At 43.4% G+C, this 14,879-nt stretch carries 14 protein-coding genes; 7 read left to right on the top strand and 7 right to left on the bottom strand.

What is annotated here, in order from left to right:
• The first annotated feature begins 275 nt into the window (after positions 1-275).
• Entirely contained in the window at positions 276-1,301 is a 1,026-nt protein-coding gene (sohB, locus tag ACRRSY_RS12020) for a protease SohB (protein WP_432463268.1), read from the top strand.
• Positions 1,302-1,432: 131 nt separating this feature from the next.
• Here sohB and astB read toward each other — a convergent pair whose 3' ends face one another.
• Positions 1,433-2,773, bottom strand: coding sequence for an N-succinylarginine dihydrolase (gene astB, locus ACRRSY_RS12015; protein ID WP_432463267.1), 1,341 nt, complete (start codon positions 2,771-2,773; stop codon positions 1,433-1,435).
• Positions 2,774-3,073: 300 nt separating this feature from the next.
• Between astB and topA the strand changes: the two genes are divergently transcribed.
• Positions 3,074-5,716 carry a type I DNA topoisomerase gene (gene topA, locus ACRRSY_RS12010; RefSeq protein ID WP_432463266.1) on the top strand — a complete coding sequence of 881 codons (2,643 nt, stop codon included), beginning with the start codon at positions 3,074-3,076 and terminating at the stop codon, positions 5,714-5,716.
• Positions 5,717-5,788: 72 nt separating this feature from the next.
• On the opposite strand, the gene ACRRSY_RS12005 is transcribed toward topA, so the two are convergent.
• The 3 genes from ACRRSY_RS12005 to ACRRSY_RS11995 form a co-directional block, all read right to left on the bottom strand.
• The gene (locus ACRRSY_RS12005; protein ID WP_432459328.1) at positions 5,789-6,745 is read right to left on the bottom strand and encodes a methylenetetrahydrofolate reductase; all 957 of its coding nucleotides are present in this window, start codon (positions 6,743-6,745) and stop codon (positions 5,789-5,791) included.
• A 98-nt stretch (positions 6,746-6,843) separates the two neighbouring features.
• Entirely contained in the window at positions 6,844-7,611 is a 768-nt protein-coding gene (locus tag ACRRSY_RS12000; protein ID WP_432453251.1) for a DNA repair protein, read from the bottom strand.
• 33 nt (positions 7,612-7,644) lie between these two features.
• Positions 7,645-8,337 carry a sensor histidine kinase gene (locus ACRRSY_RS11995; RefSeq protein WP_432453250.1) on the bottom strand — a complete coding sequence of 231 codons (693 nt, stop codon included), beginning with the start codon at positions 8,335-8,337 and terminating at the stop codon, positions 7,645-7,647.
• 249 nt (positions 8,338-8,586) lie between these two features.
• Between ACRRSY_RS11995 and ACRRSY_RS11990 the strand changes: the two genes are divergently transcribed.
• From ACRRSY_RS11990 to ACRRSY_RS11975, 4 genes are all read left to right on the top strand, one after another.
• The gene (locus ACRRSY_RS11990; protein ID WP_432463265.1) at positions 8,587-9,597 is read left to right on the top strand and encodes a DUF2817 domain-containing protein; all 1,011 of its coding nucleotides are present in this window, start codon (positions 8,587-8,589) and stop codon (positions 9,595-9,597) included.
• Positions 9,598-9,641: 44 nt separating this feature from the next.
• Positions 9,642-10,385 (top strand): alpha/beta fold hydrolase, encoded by a 744-nt coding sequence (locus tag ACRRSY_RS11985; RefSeq protein WP_432463264.1) that lies wholly within the window; start codon positions 9,642-9,644, stop codon positions 10,383-10,385.
• A 57-nt stretch (positions 10,386-10,442) separates the two neighbouring features.
• Positions 10,443-11,003, top strand: coding sequence for a hypothetical protein (locus ACRRSY_RS11980; protein WP_432463263.1), 561 nt, complete (start codon positions 10,443-10,445; stop codon positions 11,001-11,003).
• Between the two features lie 90 nt (positions 11,004-11,093).
• Entirely contained in the window at positions 11,094-11,915 is an 822-nt protein-coding gene (locus ACRRSY_RS11975) for a lipase family protein (protein WP_432463262.1), read from the top strand.
• Positions 11,916-11,933: 18 nt separating this feature from the next.
• Here ACRRSY_RS11975 and ACRRSY_RS11970 read toward each other — a convergent pair whose 3' ends face one another.
• A complete protein-coding gene (locus ACRRSY_RS11970) occupies positions 11,934-12,377 on the bottom strand; it encodes a hypothetical protein (RefSeq protein WP_432453245.1) in 444 nt (147 codons plus the stop codon).
• 181 nt (positions 12,378-12,558) lie between these two features.
• On the opposite strand from ACRRSY_RS11970, the gene ACRRSY_RS11965 reads away from it, so the two are divergent.
• A complete protein-coding gene (locus tag ACRRSY_RS11965; RefSeq protein WP_432453244.1) occupies positions 12,559-12,726 on the top strand; it encodes a hypothetical protein in 168 nt (55 codons plus the stop codon).
• 12 nt (positions 12,727-12,738) lie between these two features.
• Here the strand turns inward: ACRRSY_RS11965 and ACRRSY_RS11960 are convergent, their stop codons facing one another.
• Positions 12,739-13,680 (bottom strand): YeiH family protein, encoded by a 942-nt coding sequence (locus ACRRSY_RS11960; protein ID WP_432453243.1) that lies wholly within the window; start codon positions 13,678-13,680, stop codon positions 12,739-12,741.
• Between the two features lie 181 nt (positions 13,681-13,861).
• Positions 13,862-14,686 (bottom strand): patatin-like phospholipase RssA, encoded by an 825-nt coding sequence (gene rssA / locus ACRRSY_RS11955; RefSeq protein WP_432463261.1) that lies wholly within the window; start codon positions 14,684-14,686, stop codon positions 13,862-13,864.
• Positions 14,687-14,879: the final 193 nt, after the last annotated feature.

Genomic DNA, 14,879 nt, shown 5'->3' with positions numbered 1-14,879 from the left:
TTAGAAAATTGTAACCAATTAGCTTAATCTGATGTTCACGCTATTTAAACAACTGGCGGTTTGTTCATGTCGCCGTTTTTATGACTCACCGGGGATGTGTCATCAAAGCTCAGATCAAAATACCGATAATCAACTGAATGGGTTTGGAGTGAGTCGAAGTGATCCCAATGACTCTAATTTGCTACTAGGCCTGCATTGCGCAGGTCTTTTTTGTTACTTGGCTCGTGATTCAAGCTATGGTACTAATAGCTGCTTGAATTGATGAGGGTAAAAGTTTGGATTTCTTGATTGAATTTGGTTTGTTTTTTGCGAAGGCGATAACTATTGTTATCGCCATTGTTGCGGTTGTTGTGGTTATTGTGGCGGCTTCCGTTAAGAATAAGCATAAGAGTGGTGAGTTAGAGCTGAAAGATCTGAGTGAGCGTCATCATCAGATAGAGGATCATTTGAATGACTCGCTAATGAATAAAGAACAGCTTAAACAGTATAAAAAACAGCAGAAACAGCAACAAAAAGCCGATAAAAAAAATACCGCAGAGCAGTCAAAACCACGCTTATTTGTGATTGACTTTAAAGGCAGTATCGATGCGAAGGAGGTTGCTAGCCTCCGCGAAGAAGTCACCGCAGTGTTAATTACCGCCAAGCAAGACGATGAAGTGTTGGTTCGGCTTGAAAGTGGTGGTGGTATGGTGCATGGCTATGGCTTAGCGGCATCTCAGCTGAAGCGACTCAAGGCGAAAGGGATTAAACTGACCATTGCCGTTGATAAGGTTGCGGCGAGTGGAGGATATATGATGGCTTGTATTGCCGACCAGATCATCGCTGCTCCGTTTGCGATTGTCGGCTCTATTGGGGTTATCGCTCAAATTCCTAACTTTAATAAAGTCTTAAAAAACCATGACATTGAATTTGAACAACTGACTGCCGGTGAGTTCAAGCGCACCTTGACCATGTTTGGTGAAAATACCGATGAGGCTCGTGCTAAATTTAAAGCGGAGTTGGAAGAAACTCACATCCTATTTAAAGATTTTGTACAAGAGTTTCGTCCACAACTTGATATTGCCAAGGTTGCGACGGGTGAACATTGGTATGGTACTCAAGCCTATGGTTTGAAGCTTATCGATCAGGTGAGCACCAGTGATGACTACTTGATGCAACACTATGCCGACAAGCAAGTCGTTCAGTTTAAATATCACGGCAAGAAAAAGTTGGCGGAAAAATTAAGTCAAGCAGCTAGTCTCGGGGTAGAGCGAGGCGTGATGAAACTGCTGCAATCGCAATCTTGGGATTGGACGAAATAAATTAAGAGGATGTAAAATATTAAGCCTGATCATGCTCATCAGGCTTTTTTGTGTCTTAATTAATCAGTAAGCTAGCTCAGCTAGCTTACGGTTGTAATCACTGTATTAACGTATTGTTTTATTGGTTCTTTTTAGGCTTGTTGGAAAGGATAAATGGATCCAAGCTGAAGAATTTGGGTGAGTTCATCCAGGGCGGTGTTCACCTCGGTGATCAGTTGTGGATCTCGTAGATCATCAAATCTTAAGCTATCTCGGTAGTGTTTATCAATCCAGCAGTTAAGCGTGTTAAACAGTTGCTCATTGAGCAGAGTATGCTGATTCACCGCCGCTAGTTCCATGTCATTAAGGGCGACCCTTAAGCGTAAACAGGCTGGGCCGCCACCGTTACTCATACTCTGTTTTACATCGAAATAATGCACCTGCTTGATCGGCGTGTTGCGAGTCACTAAGTTCTCAAGGTAACGACGAACCGAATCGGATTCTTGGCAGTTTGTTGGGGCGATAATTGCCATTTCTCCAGGCGCAGTGGTAATAATTTGAGTATTAAATAAGTAACTCTTTATCGCCTCACTCACAGAGACTTCTTGATCGTTAACTTCAATAAAATGGAGCTTATCTTCGCCGAAATGATGCTGAATACGCTGAATTTCTTGTTGTGAGTTTAAAAATGCCTGTTGATGATAAAACAGTACATTTTGGTTCCCGACGGCAATCACATCATTATGAAATACGCCTTGATCTATCACCGCTGGATTTTGCTGAATAAACATTGCGGTATCGTTATCTAAACCATGTAAACGGGCGACAGCCTGACTGGCTTCAAGAGTTTGTCGAGCAGGGAATTTACTTGGTGCCACTTGCTGACTATTGGCGGCACTGCGCCCATAGACAAATAGCTCAAGACCTGCCTTACCGTAATTGCTACACAGGCGAGTGTGGTTTGCTGCACCTTCGTCGCCATAGTAATCATTTTCTGGTAGATGTTGGTGATGTTCGAAGTATTTAGGATTCGCAAATACTGCTTTTAAGATGTTGCCTGTCACTCCGGGCTCAATAGAACGGTGTAGTTTATTGGTTAAGTTTGCGGGGGTGAAATGTACTTTACCATTGCCAGTATCGGCGCTTGGTGAAACTGTGGCTGCATTGGCGGTCCACATGCTGGAGGCTGAATAGCTGGCGAGTAGGGCATCTGGTGCTTTCGCAGCGGATTGCTGCAACAGTTGGCTGTCGTTACCAGTAAATCCGATCCGACGAAGTAAGTTAAGATCGGGGCGTTGTTGTGGCGCGAGTACGCCTTGGTACAGTCCTAGGTCATGCAAGGCTTTCATTTTTAATAAGCCTTGCTTGGCTGCTTGTTGCGGGTTTGATGCATTTTGAGCATTAGAAAGGGAGGCCACGTTACCGAATGACAGTCCTGCATAGTTGTGGGTAGGGCCCACTAAACCGTCAAAATTAACTTCGAAGTGTTTCATAATATTCCTTGCAGTACGCTCATCAAAAATGAGTTATCTTTTATTGAAAATTTTTATAGTAATGGTTATTTATATTGGCATATAAAGAAAATCAAGCGTATAACTCTACGCGATTACGAGACTTTCAGATGTTATCAGTTTGTTTTTAGCTGGTCGAGTGCTTAATTATTCACCCAATAAACCAAAGAATTAAAAAAGTTATTGACCTATGCTGAGTCTCGAGCAATTTTAAAAAGAACACACTGTCTGCTACTCTCCGTACAAAGATAATTGACGGACTTAATCGGTAATAAGAAGAATATGAGTAAATCACTGGTCATCGTGGAATCACCAGCCAAAGCAAAAACGATTAATAAATACTTAGGCCGCCAATACGTGGTGAAGTCGAGTGTCGGCCATATTCGTGATTTGCCCAGTAGCGGCAGTAACACCAATAAAAAGAAGGCGGCACCGATTTCTACCAAAGGCTTAAGCGCAGAAGAAAAAGCCAAATTAAAGCAAGCAAAAGACAAAAAGGCTTTAGTGTCTAGGATGGGCGTTGACCCGGAGAAAGATTGGCAAGCTAATTACCAAATTCTTCCTGGCAAAGAAAAAGTTGTTAATGAGCTTAAAACCCTCGCCGAAAATGCCGACACCATCTATCTCGCGACCGATTTAGACCGCGAAGGAGAGGCGATTGCTTGGCACTTAAAAGAAATTATTGGGGGTGACGACAGCCGCTTTAAGCGAGTTGTATTTAACGAAATCACCAAGTCTGCGATTCAAGATGCCTTCTCTCAGCCCAGTGAACTGAATATGGATCGAGTGAATGCCCAACAAGCCCGCCGTTTTCTTGACCGAGTGGTTGGCTATATGGTTTCTCCATTGTTGTGGAAAAAGATTGCTCGTGGCTTATCGGCGGGTCGAGTGCAGTCAGTCGCGGTTCGGCTCGTGGTGGAGAAGGAGCGTGAAATTAAAGCTTTTGTCCCAGAAGAGTATTGGGACATTCATGCTGACTTAGCCACCCAACAAGCGAAAAACTTTCGTCTTGAAGTTGTCAAAGAAAATGGCCAGCCCTTTAAGCCGGTTACTCAACAACAAGCCTCTACGGCAGTAAGTAGTTTAAAAACAGCGGCTTATAAAGTTGCTAAGCGTGAAGATAAACCGACTCGTTCTAAGCCAAAAGCTCCCTACATAACCTCGACCTTGCAGCAGGCAGCGAGTACTCGCCTTGGATTTGGTGTGAAAAGAACGATGATGTTGGCTCAGCGGCTCTATGAAGCGGGTTACATCACCTATATGCGTACTGACTCAACAAACTTGAGCAACGACGCTGTGGAGGCTGGTAGGGCCTATATCGTCGATAATTACGGGGCAGATTATCTTCCTGAAAATCCTTTGCGTTATTCTAGCAAGCAAGGAGCCCAGGAAGCACACGAAGCGATTAGACCTTCGGATGTGAACGTCTTAGGGAACCATATCGATGGTGTGGATGCTGATGCGAAGAAACTTTACGATCTTATATGGCGTCAATTTGTCGCTTGTCAGATGACCGATGCGCAATATGACGCAACCACTGTGACAGTGAGTGCGGGTCAGTTTGAGTTGCGAGCGAAGGGTAAAATATTACGTTTTGACGGTTGGACGCGAGTACAACCGGTAGGCAAAGCTAAAAAAGATGAAGACGGTGTATTACCAGCGGTTAGCCAAGGTGATGTATTAAACTTGGTTGAGCTTGATTCTAAGCAGCACTTTACTAAACCACCGGCTCGTTTTAACGAAGCTTCCTTAGTCCGTGAGTTGGAAAAACGTGGTATTGGACGGCCCTCAACTTATGCATCGATTATTTCCACAATTCAAGATCGGGGCTATGTGCGTACCGAAAGTCGTCGTTTTTATGCGGAGAAAATGGGCGAAATTGTTTCTGAACGGCTATGTGAAAGCTTTGAAAATCTGATGAGCTACGACTTTACCGCTGAAATGGAAGAGCGCTTGGATGAAGTTGCGGATGGTAGCTTTGAATGGAAGCAGGTTCTCAATGAATTTTATAAGAACTTTAAAGGCCAATTAAGCAAGGCTGATGATGATGAGCATGGGATGCGTAGCAATACCCCCGTCATCACTGACATTAGTTGTCCTGATTGTGGACGTCCCATGGGGATCCGTACTGCCAGTACCGGGGTCTTTTTAGGATGCTCTGGTTATGCGCTCCCTCCCAAAGAGCGCTGTAAATGCACCATTAATCTTATCCCCGGAGAAGAAGCGGTCGCGGCGAATGTAGAAGAGCAAGAAACAGAAGCTCTGCGTGCGAAAGAACGTTGTCCAATTTGTGCGACCGCGATGGATAGTTACCTCATCGATGAAACTCGTAAGTTGCATGTCTGTGGTAATAATCCAGATTGTGACGGGTACGTGGTTGAGCAAGGTAGCTTTAAAATCAAAGGTTACGATGGGCCGATTGTTGAGTGTGAGAAATGCGGCAATGATATGCAGTTACGCACCGGCCGTTTTGGTAAGTATATGGCTTGTACCGGTGAAGATTGTAGTAATACTCGTAAGATATTAAAAAGTGGCGAGGTTGCACCTCCACGCGAAGATCCGGTGCATTTGCCTGAGTTACCTTGTGTGAATAGCGATGCCTATTTTGTATTGCGTGACGGGGCTTCAGGGATATTTATGGCGGCGAGTAACTTTCCACGCTCGCGTGAAACTCGAGCGCCGTTCGTTGAAGAGTTGAAACGCTTTAAAGATCGTTTACCCGAGAAGTTTTACTATTTGGCCGATGGCCCAACGGAAGATCCCGATGGGGTCAAAACTTTGGTGCGTTATAGTCGTAAAACCAAAGAGCAATATTTAAGTTCTGAGGTGGAAGGTAAACCAACTGGTTGGCGGGCCTATTTTACCGATAATAAATGGGTGATTGAAGATAAACGTAAGAAGCCAAAAGCGGCGAAGGCGGATTAAATAAAAAAGGAAGCGAGAGCTTCCTTTTTTAATGTTTATTATTGCTGTTTTCGCTCAGAATAACTGCTTATTTCATCGTAATTGTTGTTGTGCTAGCTTCTTATCCATAGTGGCTTTTAGTAATTTATAGAGCAGGATCGAAGCATCAATTTCTTCTTTGCGGTTGGTGAGACTCTCGATATTTAAACCCAAGGGGATCCCTAAGGGCAAGCAGGTTTCTAAGATCTGCACCAGATTGTTGTAGCAAATTAAAATTGATTCGTTTAGCGGTTTTTCTGCATTGAGAATACGCAAACTAGTGGCTTCTGGAACCGAAATCCCTAACCATTCAATAAACTCAAGGGTTTTAGCACTACCGCAAGGTGAAAAGGTGAGTATGATCCGCTGTGGCTGCTGCTGGTTTTCACGACATTGATGGGCATAGCGGCTTAACATATCGATGGTTGCTTGAGCGTTATACACTGCTTGTGAGACAAAATAGCGGCAGCCTTGTTCCATTTTGTGCAGTAACCTAAGGTGTTCATCCCCTTTCTTCGCATGACGCTCTGCAATGGTCACGCCGCCTAGGTAAAACTCTGGGGCTTGGTTGGCTAAAGCTTGATAAGCGTCCGCTAAGCTCAGCTTTATTTCCGAATTAGCTGCCGGGCTACCTACTAATACTAAGTCACGAATTCCATATTGGTGCCAGGCCTGTTTTAGCCAGTTTACAAACTCAGCTTCATTTCGTTGTGAGACACTCTTATAAGTGATTACCGAACGTTGGCTTTTTTGCATTAATAATTGTGCATATAGCCTTGGGTCATGGGTTTGCATGTAAGGAAAGGGTCTAGGCTTATCAATTCGACTACTCTCATCTTGAATGTCATAAACAATCAAACCGTCATAATCCAGTTCATCAAGACGAGATAATAATTTGTCTGCAATCGCGCTGACTTTTTCTATATCGGTGTTTTTTTTGGGCGGCGTCGTACCAATAAAGTAGACGCCATGGGAGCTATCACTAGAGATTTGTTGCAGTGTTTTGCGCATGATATGTAAAGCTTATAGGAATAATTGGGTTCATTTTCGCATAGCGAAAGCTAAAAATCCCCAGTTGCGAAAGAGATCGCGTTAAAAATCCGCCCGAACTACCATTTTTTCTTGGGCTGGAATAAGACGTCAAGCTCGTCCGTTTCTTTTTCGGCTAAGTCTTGTACTTGTTGTTGACTGGCCGATTTGAGCTTCTCACTCATTTCCGAATTCATCCGTTTCATGTCGGTGAGCTTTTGTTCTAAGTAGGCGTCGCGATCAGAAATGTTACTCAGTGCGGAAATACTTTTGTTGAGTAATTGGCGAGCGCTGCCCCATTGGCGTAGTGCTTGAGCTTCAATGGCGCGTTTTAAGGCGTTCTCGATATTAATTTTTAGTTGCATTAACTCTAATCGGCGATCTTCTAAGACGAATACTTGAGTATTTAAACGGCCCTTGGCGTGTTCTGAGCGAACCACTGCACGAATTTTTTTAACAATTTGAAGCATTTGTAAAGCATCTTTATCGGTATCTGGGGCTCGGAAGGCACTATCGCTGACCTCGCCACCTGAACCTTTGATTTGGCTTAATTGCCCTTTGGTGGCGCGAATACGATTGTTCAAGCCCTTGACTGTTGGATCGGTAGTACGGATATGGTTTAAGGCTTGTAAAATACGAGAGTGTAGGGTTTCCACCAATTCTTTACTGTAGGGAAGAATGGAAGAATGTAATAATAATTCTTCGGTTTCATTGATGATCGCTTTTTGCTTCGCAATGGCTAAGCGACGTTCTGTTTCTTGTTTTTGTTTAAACTGCTGCACCATGTTATAGCCGATGACTAAAAATAGTAGGGTGCCGACGCCGAGCAATATTAAGGTAAATACCATAATTTAACCGAAAAAATATCCTAAATGTTTGTTCTACGGGAGATATAAGCTAAAACGGCTGCCTTCAAGTAAGCCTCCATTATTTAGTTCAATTCTACCTTCTTTACCTGAATTTATGTGTGCTTTAGCGATCAATTTCGCAAAAAACAAACCTAAGCCACTACGATTATTTAAAAAGTCTAAACTTGGTGCTAATTCAGCGTGGGCCAAATCGATAATCTCTTGGGGAAATCCATCGCCGTCATCATCAATTTGAATACATAAGTAGCTATCGGCTTGTTTCGCTGAAATTTTAATTTGTTTTTTAGAGTAGCGTAGTGCGTTTACTACAATATCATTAAGTAGGTAATCTACCAATACGCCGTCGAGATACCAACTTAAACCTTCTTCTACTTCGATTTGCACGCTCATATTAGCCTGCTCGATAAAGGTTTGGTTTTTGTAATAAATGTCATTGAGTAGATCTTCGATATAACACTCCTCAATGGTCATTGGCATTTGTTCTTTTTCGAAGCGATATAAAGCCAACAACTGCATCAAACTACCATTTAAACGCGATACTTCATAATGAAGTCGCGATAGCTCTTCACTATCTTCGCGACCCAACTGTTTGGAACGAAGAGCGATCGCTTCGGTGGATTGGGTTAACATACACAATGAATTTTTCATATCGTGTACGGCAGTGGCTAACACGGTCGAAAAATCTAGCTGGTTGTGTAGCGGCATCGTCGCTCCTTTTTTATGCTGTCAATACAAGTGTAACTGAAACCAAGCCGCATCCCAAAATGAATCCATGTGAGGGAGAGATTGTCTATTTAAGCTGGGTCTCTTCATTAAACGTTTACTCTGGATGTATTAGTTCTGAACAGTTTGTGGCTAAATAATTTAGAAAGTTAGGTTTCATGGATGATTGTCATCTTGCTGTCATCACCGTTGGTTAAGTGTAATTCACAAGCCTTCGTGATAGAGATAAAGATGCTAAATCGAGTTCTTTTTCCAGAGATGGAGCAACTACAAGCGTTGTTGGCTCAACATCAACGTATGTTACGGGTGGAGACGATTAGCTCGATAACGTACCAAGGTTTTAATTATCCAGTACAGGCGATTCGTTTAGGGAGCGAAAATAAACGCGACCCTGCGATTTGTTTTGTGGCTGGGGTACATGGTGTGGAGCGTATTGGCAGCCAAGTGGTGTTGTCTTTTATGCATAATTTGTTCACTCGCTTGGCTTGGGATCAGCAGTTGCAAAATTTGCTGTTACATATGCAATTGTTATTTATTCCCATCGTAAATCCAGTGGGGATGTTATTACAGCGGCGAGCCAACGCAGAGGGCGTGGACTTAATGCGAAACTCTCCGGCAGTCGCCGAGTGTGGCGCCACTTGGATGGTTGGTGGGCAGCGTTTAAGTGCTCGCCTGCCTTGGTATCGTGGTGCTGTTAATCAACCGATGCAGCAAGAGGCTGCGGCCTTGTGTCAATTTGTTCAGCAGCACTTATATGGACGGCCTTTTAGCTTAGTGCTCGATTGCCATAGTGGTTTTGGTCATGCGGATAGGATCTGGTTTCCCTACGCAAAATCAGCTGCTGAGCCTATCGATGATATTGCTTGGGTTTATCGCCTAAGGGAAATTTTTTTTGCCAGTTACCCACATCAGAATTACTTGTTTGAGCCGCAGACCAAACATTATCGGTGCCACGGTGATCTCTGGGATTATTGCTATCAGCAATCTTTATCATGGCCCGGCATATTTCTTCCTCTTACTTTAGAAATGGGATCTTGGCGATGGCTCAAGAAAAACCCTTTGCAGGTTTTTAGTGGTTTAGGTTTGTATCATCCAATGAAGCCGCATCGGGTGCAAAGAGTCATGCGGCGACACTTGGTACTGATGGAGTTTTTAATTAATGTGAGTTATTCATGGCAAAGCTTCGATCAGGTCGACGGCTTGGCGTCGGCGAAACATGCAGCGAGGAAACTGTGGTACTAGTATCATCAAACCATCTTGTAAGTCGGTCGGGTAGGGTTATATTATTGCTACGAGGCTTGATCAGAGAACGTCGTCACTGGGGGGATTTTGCGGAACAATTGCAAGCCCAGTTTCCAAACCGGACGGTGTTGAGTTTTAATCTTCCGGGGAATGGTCATTTAGTCCACTTGCGCAGCCCTCGCTCTATTACGGCGATGCGTCAAAGTTTGCGTATACAGTTACGTTTAAGCTCGCTCAATAACGACAAGATTGATATTGTCGCCATCTCTTTAGGTGGGATGGTTGCCGTTGACTGGCAAGCCCATTTCCCTGAAGAAATAAATTCAATAACTTTGATTAACTCTAGCAACGCCAGCTTTTCTCCTTTTTATCAACGTTTGCGTTGGCAAAGCTTGGGCAAGATTTTGTCGATACTTTTCACGGTTAATCGCTTCCAGCGTCAGCTCAAAATTTTACAGTTAACCAGTTGTGCCCCTATGCAACATTTAGGTGTATTAGCGCGTTGGTTGAGTTGGTCAGAGCAGTATCCGGTGACTTGGCAAAATAGTTTGCGGCAGCTTTGGGCAGCCGCTCGGTTTCGTTGTACCGATAAACCTAAAGTGGCTACTTTGCTCCTCAGTAGTCGCCAAGATAAGCTGGTTGATTGCCGTTGTAGTGAGGTATTGGCGACTCATTGGCAATGTGAGCATAAGCAGCATCCAAGTGCTGGTCATGATTTACCGCTAGATGACGCGGAGTGGACGGTGAATCAATTGAGCTCTTGGTTAAGTTTGGTTGACCCAAGCTAGCGGCTCAACTAGCTTGTACTAAGATGTCTTGTGAATATCAACGCCTAAGGAATGATGATGTTGAAATGGATGATTGCTTTTTTGTTGTGTAGTCCTTTTGGTTTCGCGAATCAGCTATCGCTAAAGGTAATCGAAGGTGCTTATCCTTTATTAAGTTTGACAATTGATCAGGCTCAGTCAATTAAGCTCTCCGCAGATGGTCGCTATAAGATCACCTTACCAACTAGTTCAAGTTGTTTGTCTGATACGTTTCAGCAGTTAAGCGGTCGTTTAGTGGCAGTGCAATTGACCCTAGATCAAATCATTACTCAGCAGTTGCAACAGCTTAGTCAAACTCAGAACTGGCTTGAGTTGTCTTATATGGTTGATTTTCCAAGCTCAGAGCTCGCTTGTTCGACAGCTGAGCTACAGATGATATTTCCGCCATTAACGACTTTTGCTTCGGCCTGGGGAAAATTTGAAGTCAATCAGGGCCGCGGCAGTCAAGCGCTCAGTTTTTTTGTGTTGCATAAATTTGCCAATGATTATCGCTGGCAAGCTGTGTTACCCGAACCCCAGCGAGCACAGCAGTTTTGGCTTGATTATTATGCTCAAATGTCTCGAGACGAGCATAAATAGGCCCTTTTATTAAGGGCTTCATCTAACTGTCATATTGTAGACCGAGAGCTGTGGTTCAATAAGGCGAACCATTTTATCAGGATTTACTGTTTGGACTCTTCACTTGCACTTGAAACGAACTTTAAGCTTAAAAAACTAAAGCGTTATCAGTATGAACGTTATGCGGTGCTTTGCCGTCTGGCTTATCCTTCGGCGCTAGGTAAGATGCAAGATCAGTTGGATAACTATCGTTACCAAGAGATATTTGACCGTTGGGGACGCTCAACCACGCGGGTATTGTGGAAACCCGATAAGAGTGAAGTGATTGTGGTATTTCGTGGTTCTACCAATCTATTAGATTGGCTGGTTAATTTGGCTTTTTTCCCCAGACGTTATCAGTTTGAGCATGTTTACTACCATGTGCATTGGGGCTATTTACAGTTATTGGAGCAAATGAGTTGTGATCCAAACCGAGGGAAACAGAAGTGCAGTGTCTACCAGCGTCTGGAGTCAGTATTATTGCCACTGATGACACAAGGGAAAAAAATCACTTTGACGGGACATTCCTCTGGCGGTGCAATGGCGGTTTTAGTCGCCGATCGCTTAGAGCGTAAATATCCCAAAAAAGTGAAGCGGGTGGTAACTTTCGGTCAGCCAGCCACCGGACTGTGGAATTTTAAGCGTCACTATAAACTTCATCGTAAAACCTATCGAATCTGTTGTGACTTAGATATTGTGACTTTCTTACCGCCTTTGCCTTTTGTTTACTGGCATGTCGGGAGGATGCTGTGGTTACATGATGAGAAAATATATGAGAATACGCCCACTTGGTATCGAATGTCGAAGTCGCTAATTAGCTGGATGCTGTTGCCTTTTACTTATCATTACATGCGTAAATATATTCGAAATAAAGATTATTTTGACGAGCATTAACTGCAAAAAAGTATTCCATCAGTTCGCATAAGCGCGCGCTGACTTCAGTTGTGCTTTGTTAATCGTGAGGGTCTCGGTTCGAGGCCAGCGGCCACAGAGTATCGTCAGTTCTTGTTCATTTTCTTTATAATAAACGTAACGTTGCCCCTTACCTAAGCTACAACAAATCGCTTGGTCACCTAGATAGCTGATGCTAATAAAGCCCTTCTCAGAATGAATATTTGGACACCAGTCTTTACTATTGCCACCGTGAGTATTGGGTTGTCGTGCACGCAATACCTCGAGTACATCGATGGTATTCACGGGATGAGTAGAAAACCAATTGAGGTATTCTTTAAGGCTAAGCTGCTTTCCATAAAATTCGGCAAGGGTAACTTTTTGCATTTCCAATATCAGTAGGATAATAGCGAGTATTACGATGATGAAAGGAAATAGTATTCTGTAGAGCAATGTTTGAAGCATGTTTCTGCCATTAATTTCAATAATTGCTGACGATTTTAACAAAAACGTGATGTAAGTCTAATATTTGTTACTTTTTGCGTCTGCCTCTCACTTATACCCGAGTGAACTAGCTTATGGATATTCGGAATTTGTTACGGCCTTTGATTGGTTTAAGCTTAGCTTGCTTAAATGAGGAGCCAATATGTTACAGACTCTGTTGTGGATACTTATCCCTTTATTTTTATTACTATCGGTCTTTAGTGGCGAGTTGATGCGTTTGATTTTTGAATCTTTGGCTTTCCTTAGCTTACTGTTGATTTTGGCTAGCAAGCTTAAAGCTAAGGATGAAAAAGCCAGTCATGAAAGCTGAACATCGTCGATGTTAATAATAAGCGAGGATAATCAGTAATGATGCGCTAGCAATGCTAAACCATAGGCTAAGGCCTAATAGTAAGGGTTTCATCCCAGCCGCTTGAATATTTTTTGTGGTAAGCCCATAACCAATGAAAAACAGACAAACCCCGAGTAGTTGTTTCGATACCTTAAATAAACCTTGATAAAGTGACTCAAATATTGGCACATAGTTACTGACCAACATTGCTAAGATATAAAACAAAATGAAGTAAGGTACCGAAAGCTTACCGTCTTTTTCTTTAAATAATACCGCGCTAATTAAGGCCACTGGAATGATCCATAGAGCTCTTGCCAGCTTGACGGTGGTAGCAACGTTTAAGGCTTGGTCTCCATAACTTGCGGCAGCGCCGACTACAGAAGACGTATCATGAATGGCAATCGCCGCCCAGTAACCAAATTGGACTTGGCTGAGGTGAAGTAAGTGTCCTAGCAGTGGAAAGATAAATAAAGCACAAGCGTTGAGAATAAATACGGTGGCTAATGCTAAGGAAATCTGCTTGCTGTTGGCCTTTATCGCGGGAGAAACCGCGGCAATTGCGCTACCGCCACAAATCGCGGTACCCACAGAAATGAGATAAGCCGTTTTTCGCTCTACTTTTAGCAACTTTGCGACCACAAAACCTAAACATAAGGTAAAGGCGATAGAGCCAACAATTAAACCAAAGCCTGCTTGGGTATATTCAATGGCTTGCTCGATAGAAATGCCAAAGCCAAGGCCAACTACGGAAATGGCTAACAAACGCTTGGTGACTATGCCGATATTTATGTTGTTTGGCGTCAAGCCTAAACTGGCTAAACATGCACCAATAATCAGCGCTCCCGGCCCATTTACCCAAGGGGTTAATACTGATAAAGCAACCGCAATACATAGATAATCATTAGTCGATAAAAGTTTTAATTTGTTCAGCATAACGTGCCCCTAACTGTGAAGTTTTATTATAGAGCACTGATGGTTTAGTTAAATGGCTAATTAAGACCTGAAAAAAAGCAATAATTGACCATTAATAATTGATTTAATAGAAGTTAATTTGTCGTTATCAATATTATTGATTAAAGTAATCAATAATATTCCTGGATCAATATGGCTGTTTTTATCTCAATTCTTCTTCGATATGTGGTTGTAGTAACTCGGTGACTCGCCGTCCTTCTTGAATCGCTTCTTCGGCGCGGTGGAAATCCATCACACTAATACTACCTAATTTAGGGTTTAACAAAATATCAGGTGGATCGCCGGCCATACGGGCCCGGGTAAGGCGCTCTTGCATAATATTAATTGAGGTCGACATAACGCCGATCATTCCCGGTGACCGATCATCATTATTCTGTTTGATGCTTGCCAGCATTGATGTTAAAAATTCTTTACCTCCGCCCAATAAGCGTAAGAAGGGTTGGTCGGGTTCACTAGTGCTATCTTTAAGCTCATCGTCGAAGTTATTGAGGTGAGACTTGTCACTATTTAGGTTGACAGCAATCACCACATCGGCGCCCATGGCTCTGCATAGCGAAACAGGAACGGGATTGACTAAAGCGCCATCCACCAACCATTGATTATTCAGCTGGTAAGGAGCCATTAAGCCTGGCATGGCACAGGAAGAGCGGACCGCATCGCGGACTCGGCCTTGCTGCAGCCACACTTCTTTCCCCGATCCCAACTCTGTTGCGATAGCACCAAAGGGAATACTTAATTGCTCAATATTGCTACGTCCAATATATTGCTCGGCGGCGTTAAACACTTTTTCACCAGTTAATAGCCCCCCTTTATAGAACGAAAAGTCCATAAGGTTGAATACTTGCCAACTAGATAATCCTAGCGCCCAGTTGGTTAATTGGTCGACACGTTGGCATGCATAAGCCGCGCCAACAAGAGCTCCAATGGAGCAGCCTGCGACTAGGTGTGGACGGATCCCCCATCTCACGTAATGCCAAAATTACGCCTAAGTGAGCCCATCCTCTGGCGGCTCCACTGCCAAGTGCTAAGCCGATCACTCTGTCTTTTCGTTTGGCCATGGACTACCTCCTCGGGGGGGATGCACATATTAATGACGCGAAACAAGTCGTTTTCACCGTTTTATATTGAGTTAATTGTGCCAATATATGAGGTGATTTGTG

The organism is Agarivorans sp. QJM3NY_33 (assembly GCF_050870865.2).
Taxonomy (GTDB): domain Bacteria; phylum Pseudomonadota; class Gammaproteobacteria; order Enterobacterales; family Celerinatantimonadaceae; genus Agarivorans.
Note: the sequence above shows the minus strand (reverse complement) of the source record. Positions and strands in the feature narration are given on the sequence as shown.

Coding starts and splice junctions, on each gene's coding strand:
- ACRRSY_RS12005 (WP_432459328.1), bottom strand. CDS start 6,745: ATGCGCAAAACACTGCAACAAATCTCTAGTGATAGCTCCCATGGCGTC.
- topA (WP_432463266.1), top strand. CDS start 3,074: ATGAGTAAATCACTGGTCATCGTGGAATCACCAGCCAAAGCAAAAACG.
- ACRRSY_RS12000 (WP_432453251.1), bottom strand. CDS start 7,611: ATGGTATTTACCTTAATATTGCTCGGCGTCGGCACCCTACTATTTTTA.
- ACRRSY_RS11995 (WP_432453250.1), bottom strand. CDS start 8,337: ATGCCGCTACACAACCAGCTAGATTTTTCGACCGTGTTAGCCACTGCC.
- astB (WP_432463267.1), bottom strand. CDS start 2,773: ATGAAACACTTCGAAGTTAATTTTGACGGTTTAGTGGGCCCTACCCAC.
- ACRRSY_RS11980 (WP_432463263.1), top strand. CDS start 10,443: ATGTTGAAATGGATGATTGCTTTTTTGTTGTGTAGTCCTTTTGGTTTC.
- ACRRSY_RS11960 (WP_432453243.1), bottom strand. CDS start 13,680: ATGCTGAACAAATTAAAACTTTTATCGACTAATGATTATCTATGTATT.
- ACRRSY_RS11990 (WP_432463265.1), top strand. CDS start 8,587: ATGCTAAATCGAGTTCTTTTTCCAGAGATGGAGCAACTACAAGCGTTG.
- ACRRSY_RS11965 (WP_432453244.1), top strand. CDS start 12,559: ATGTTACAGACTCTGTTGTGGATACTTATCCCTTTATTTTTATTACTA.
- ACRRSY_RS11970 (WP_432453245.1), bottom strand. CDS start 12,377: ATGCTTCAAACATTGCTCTACAGAATACTATTTCCTTTCATCATCGTA.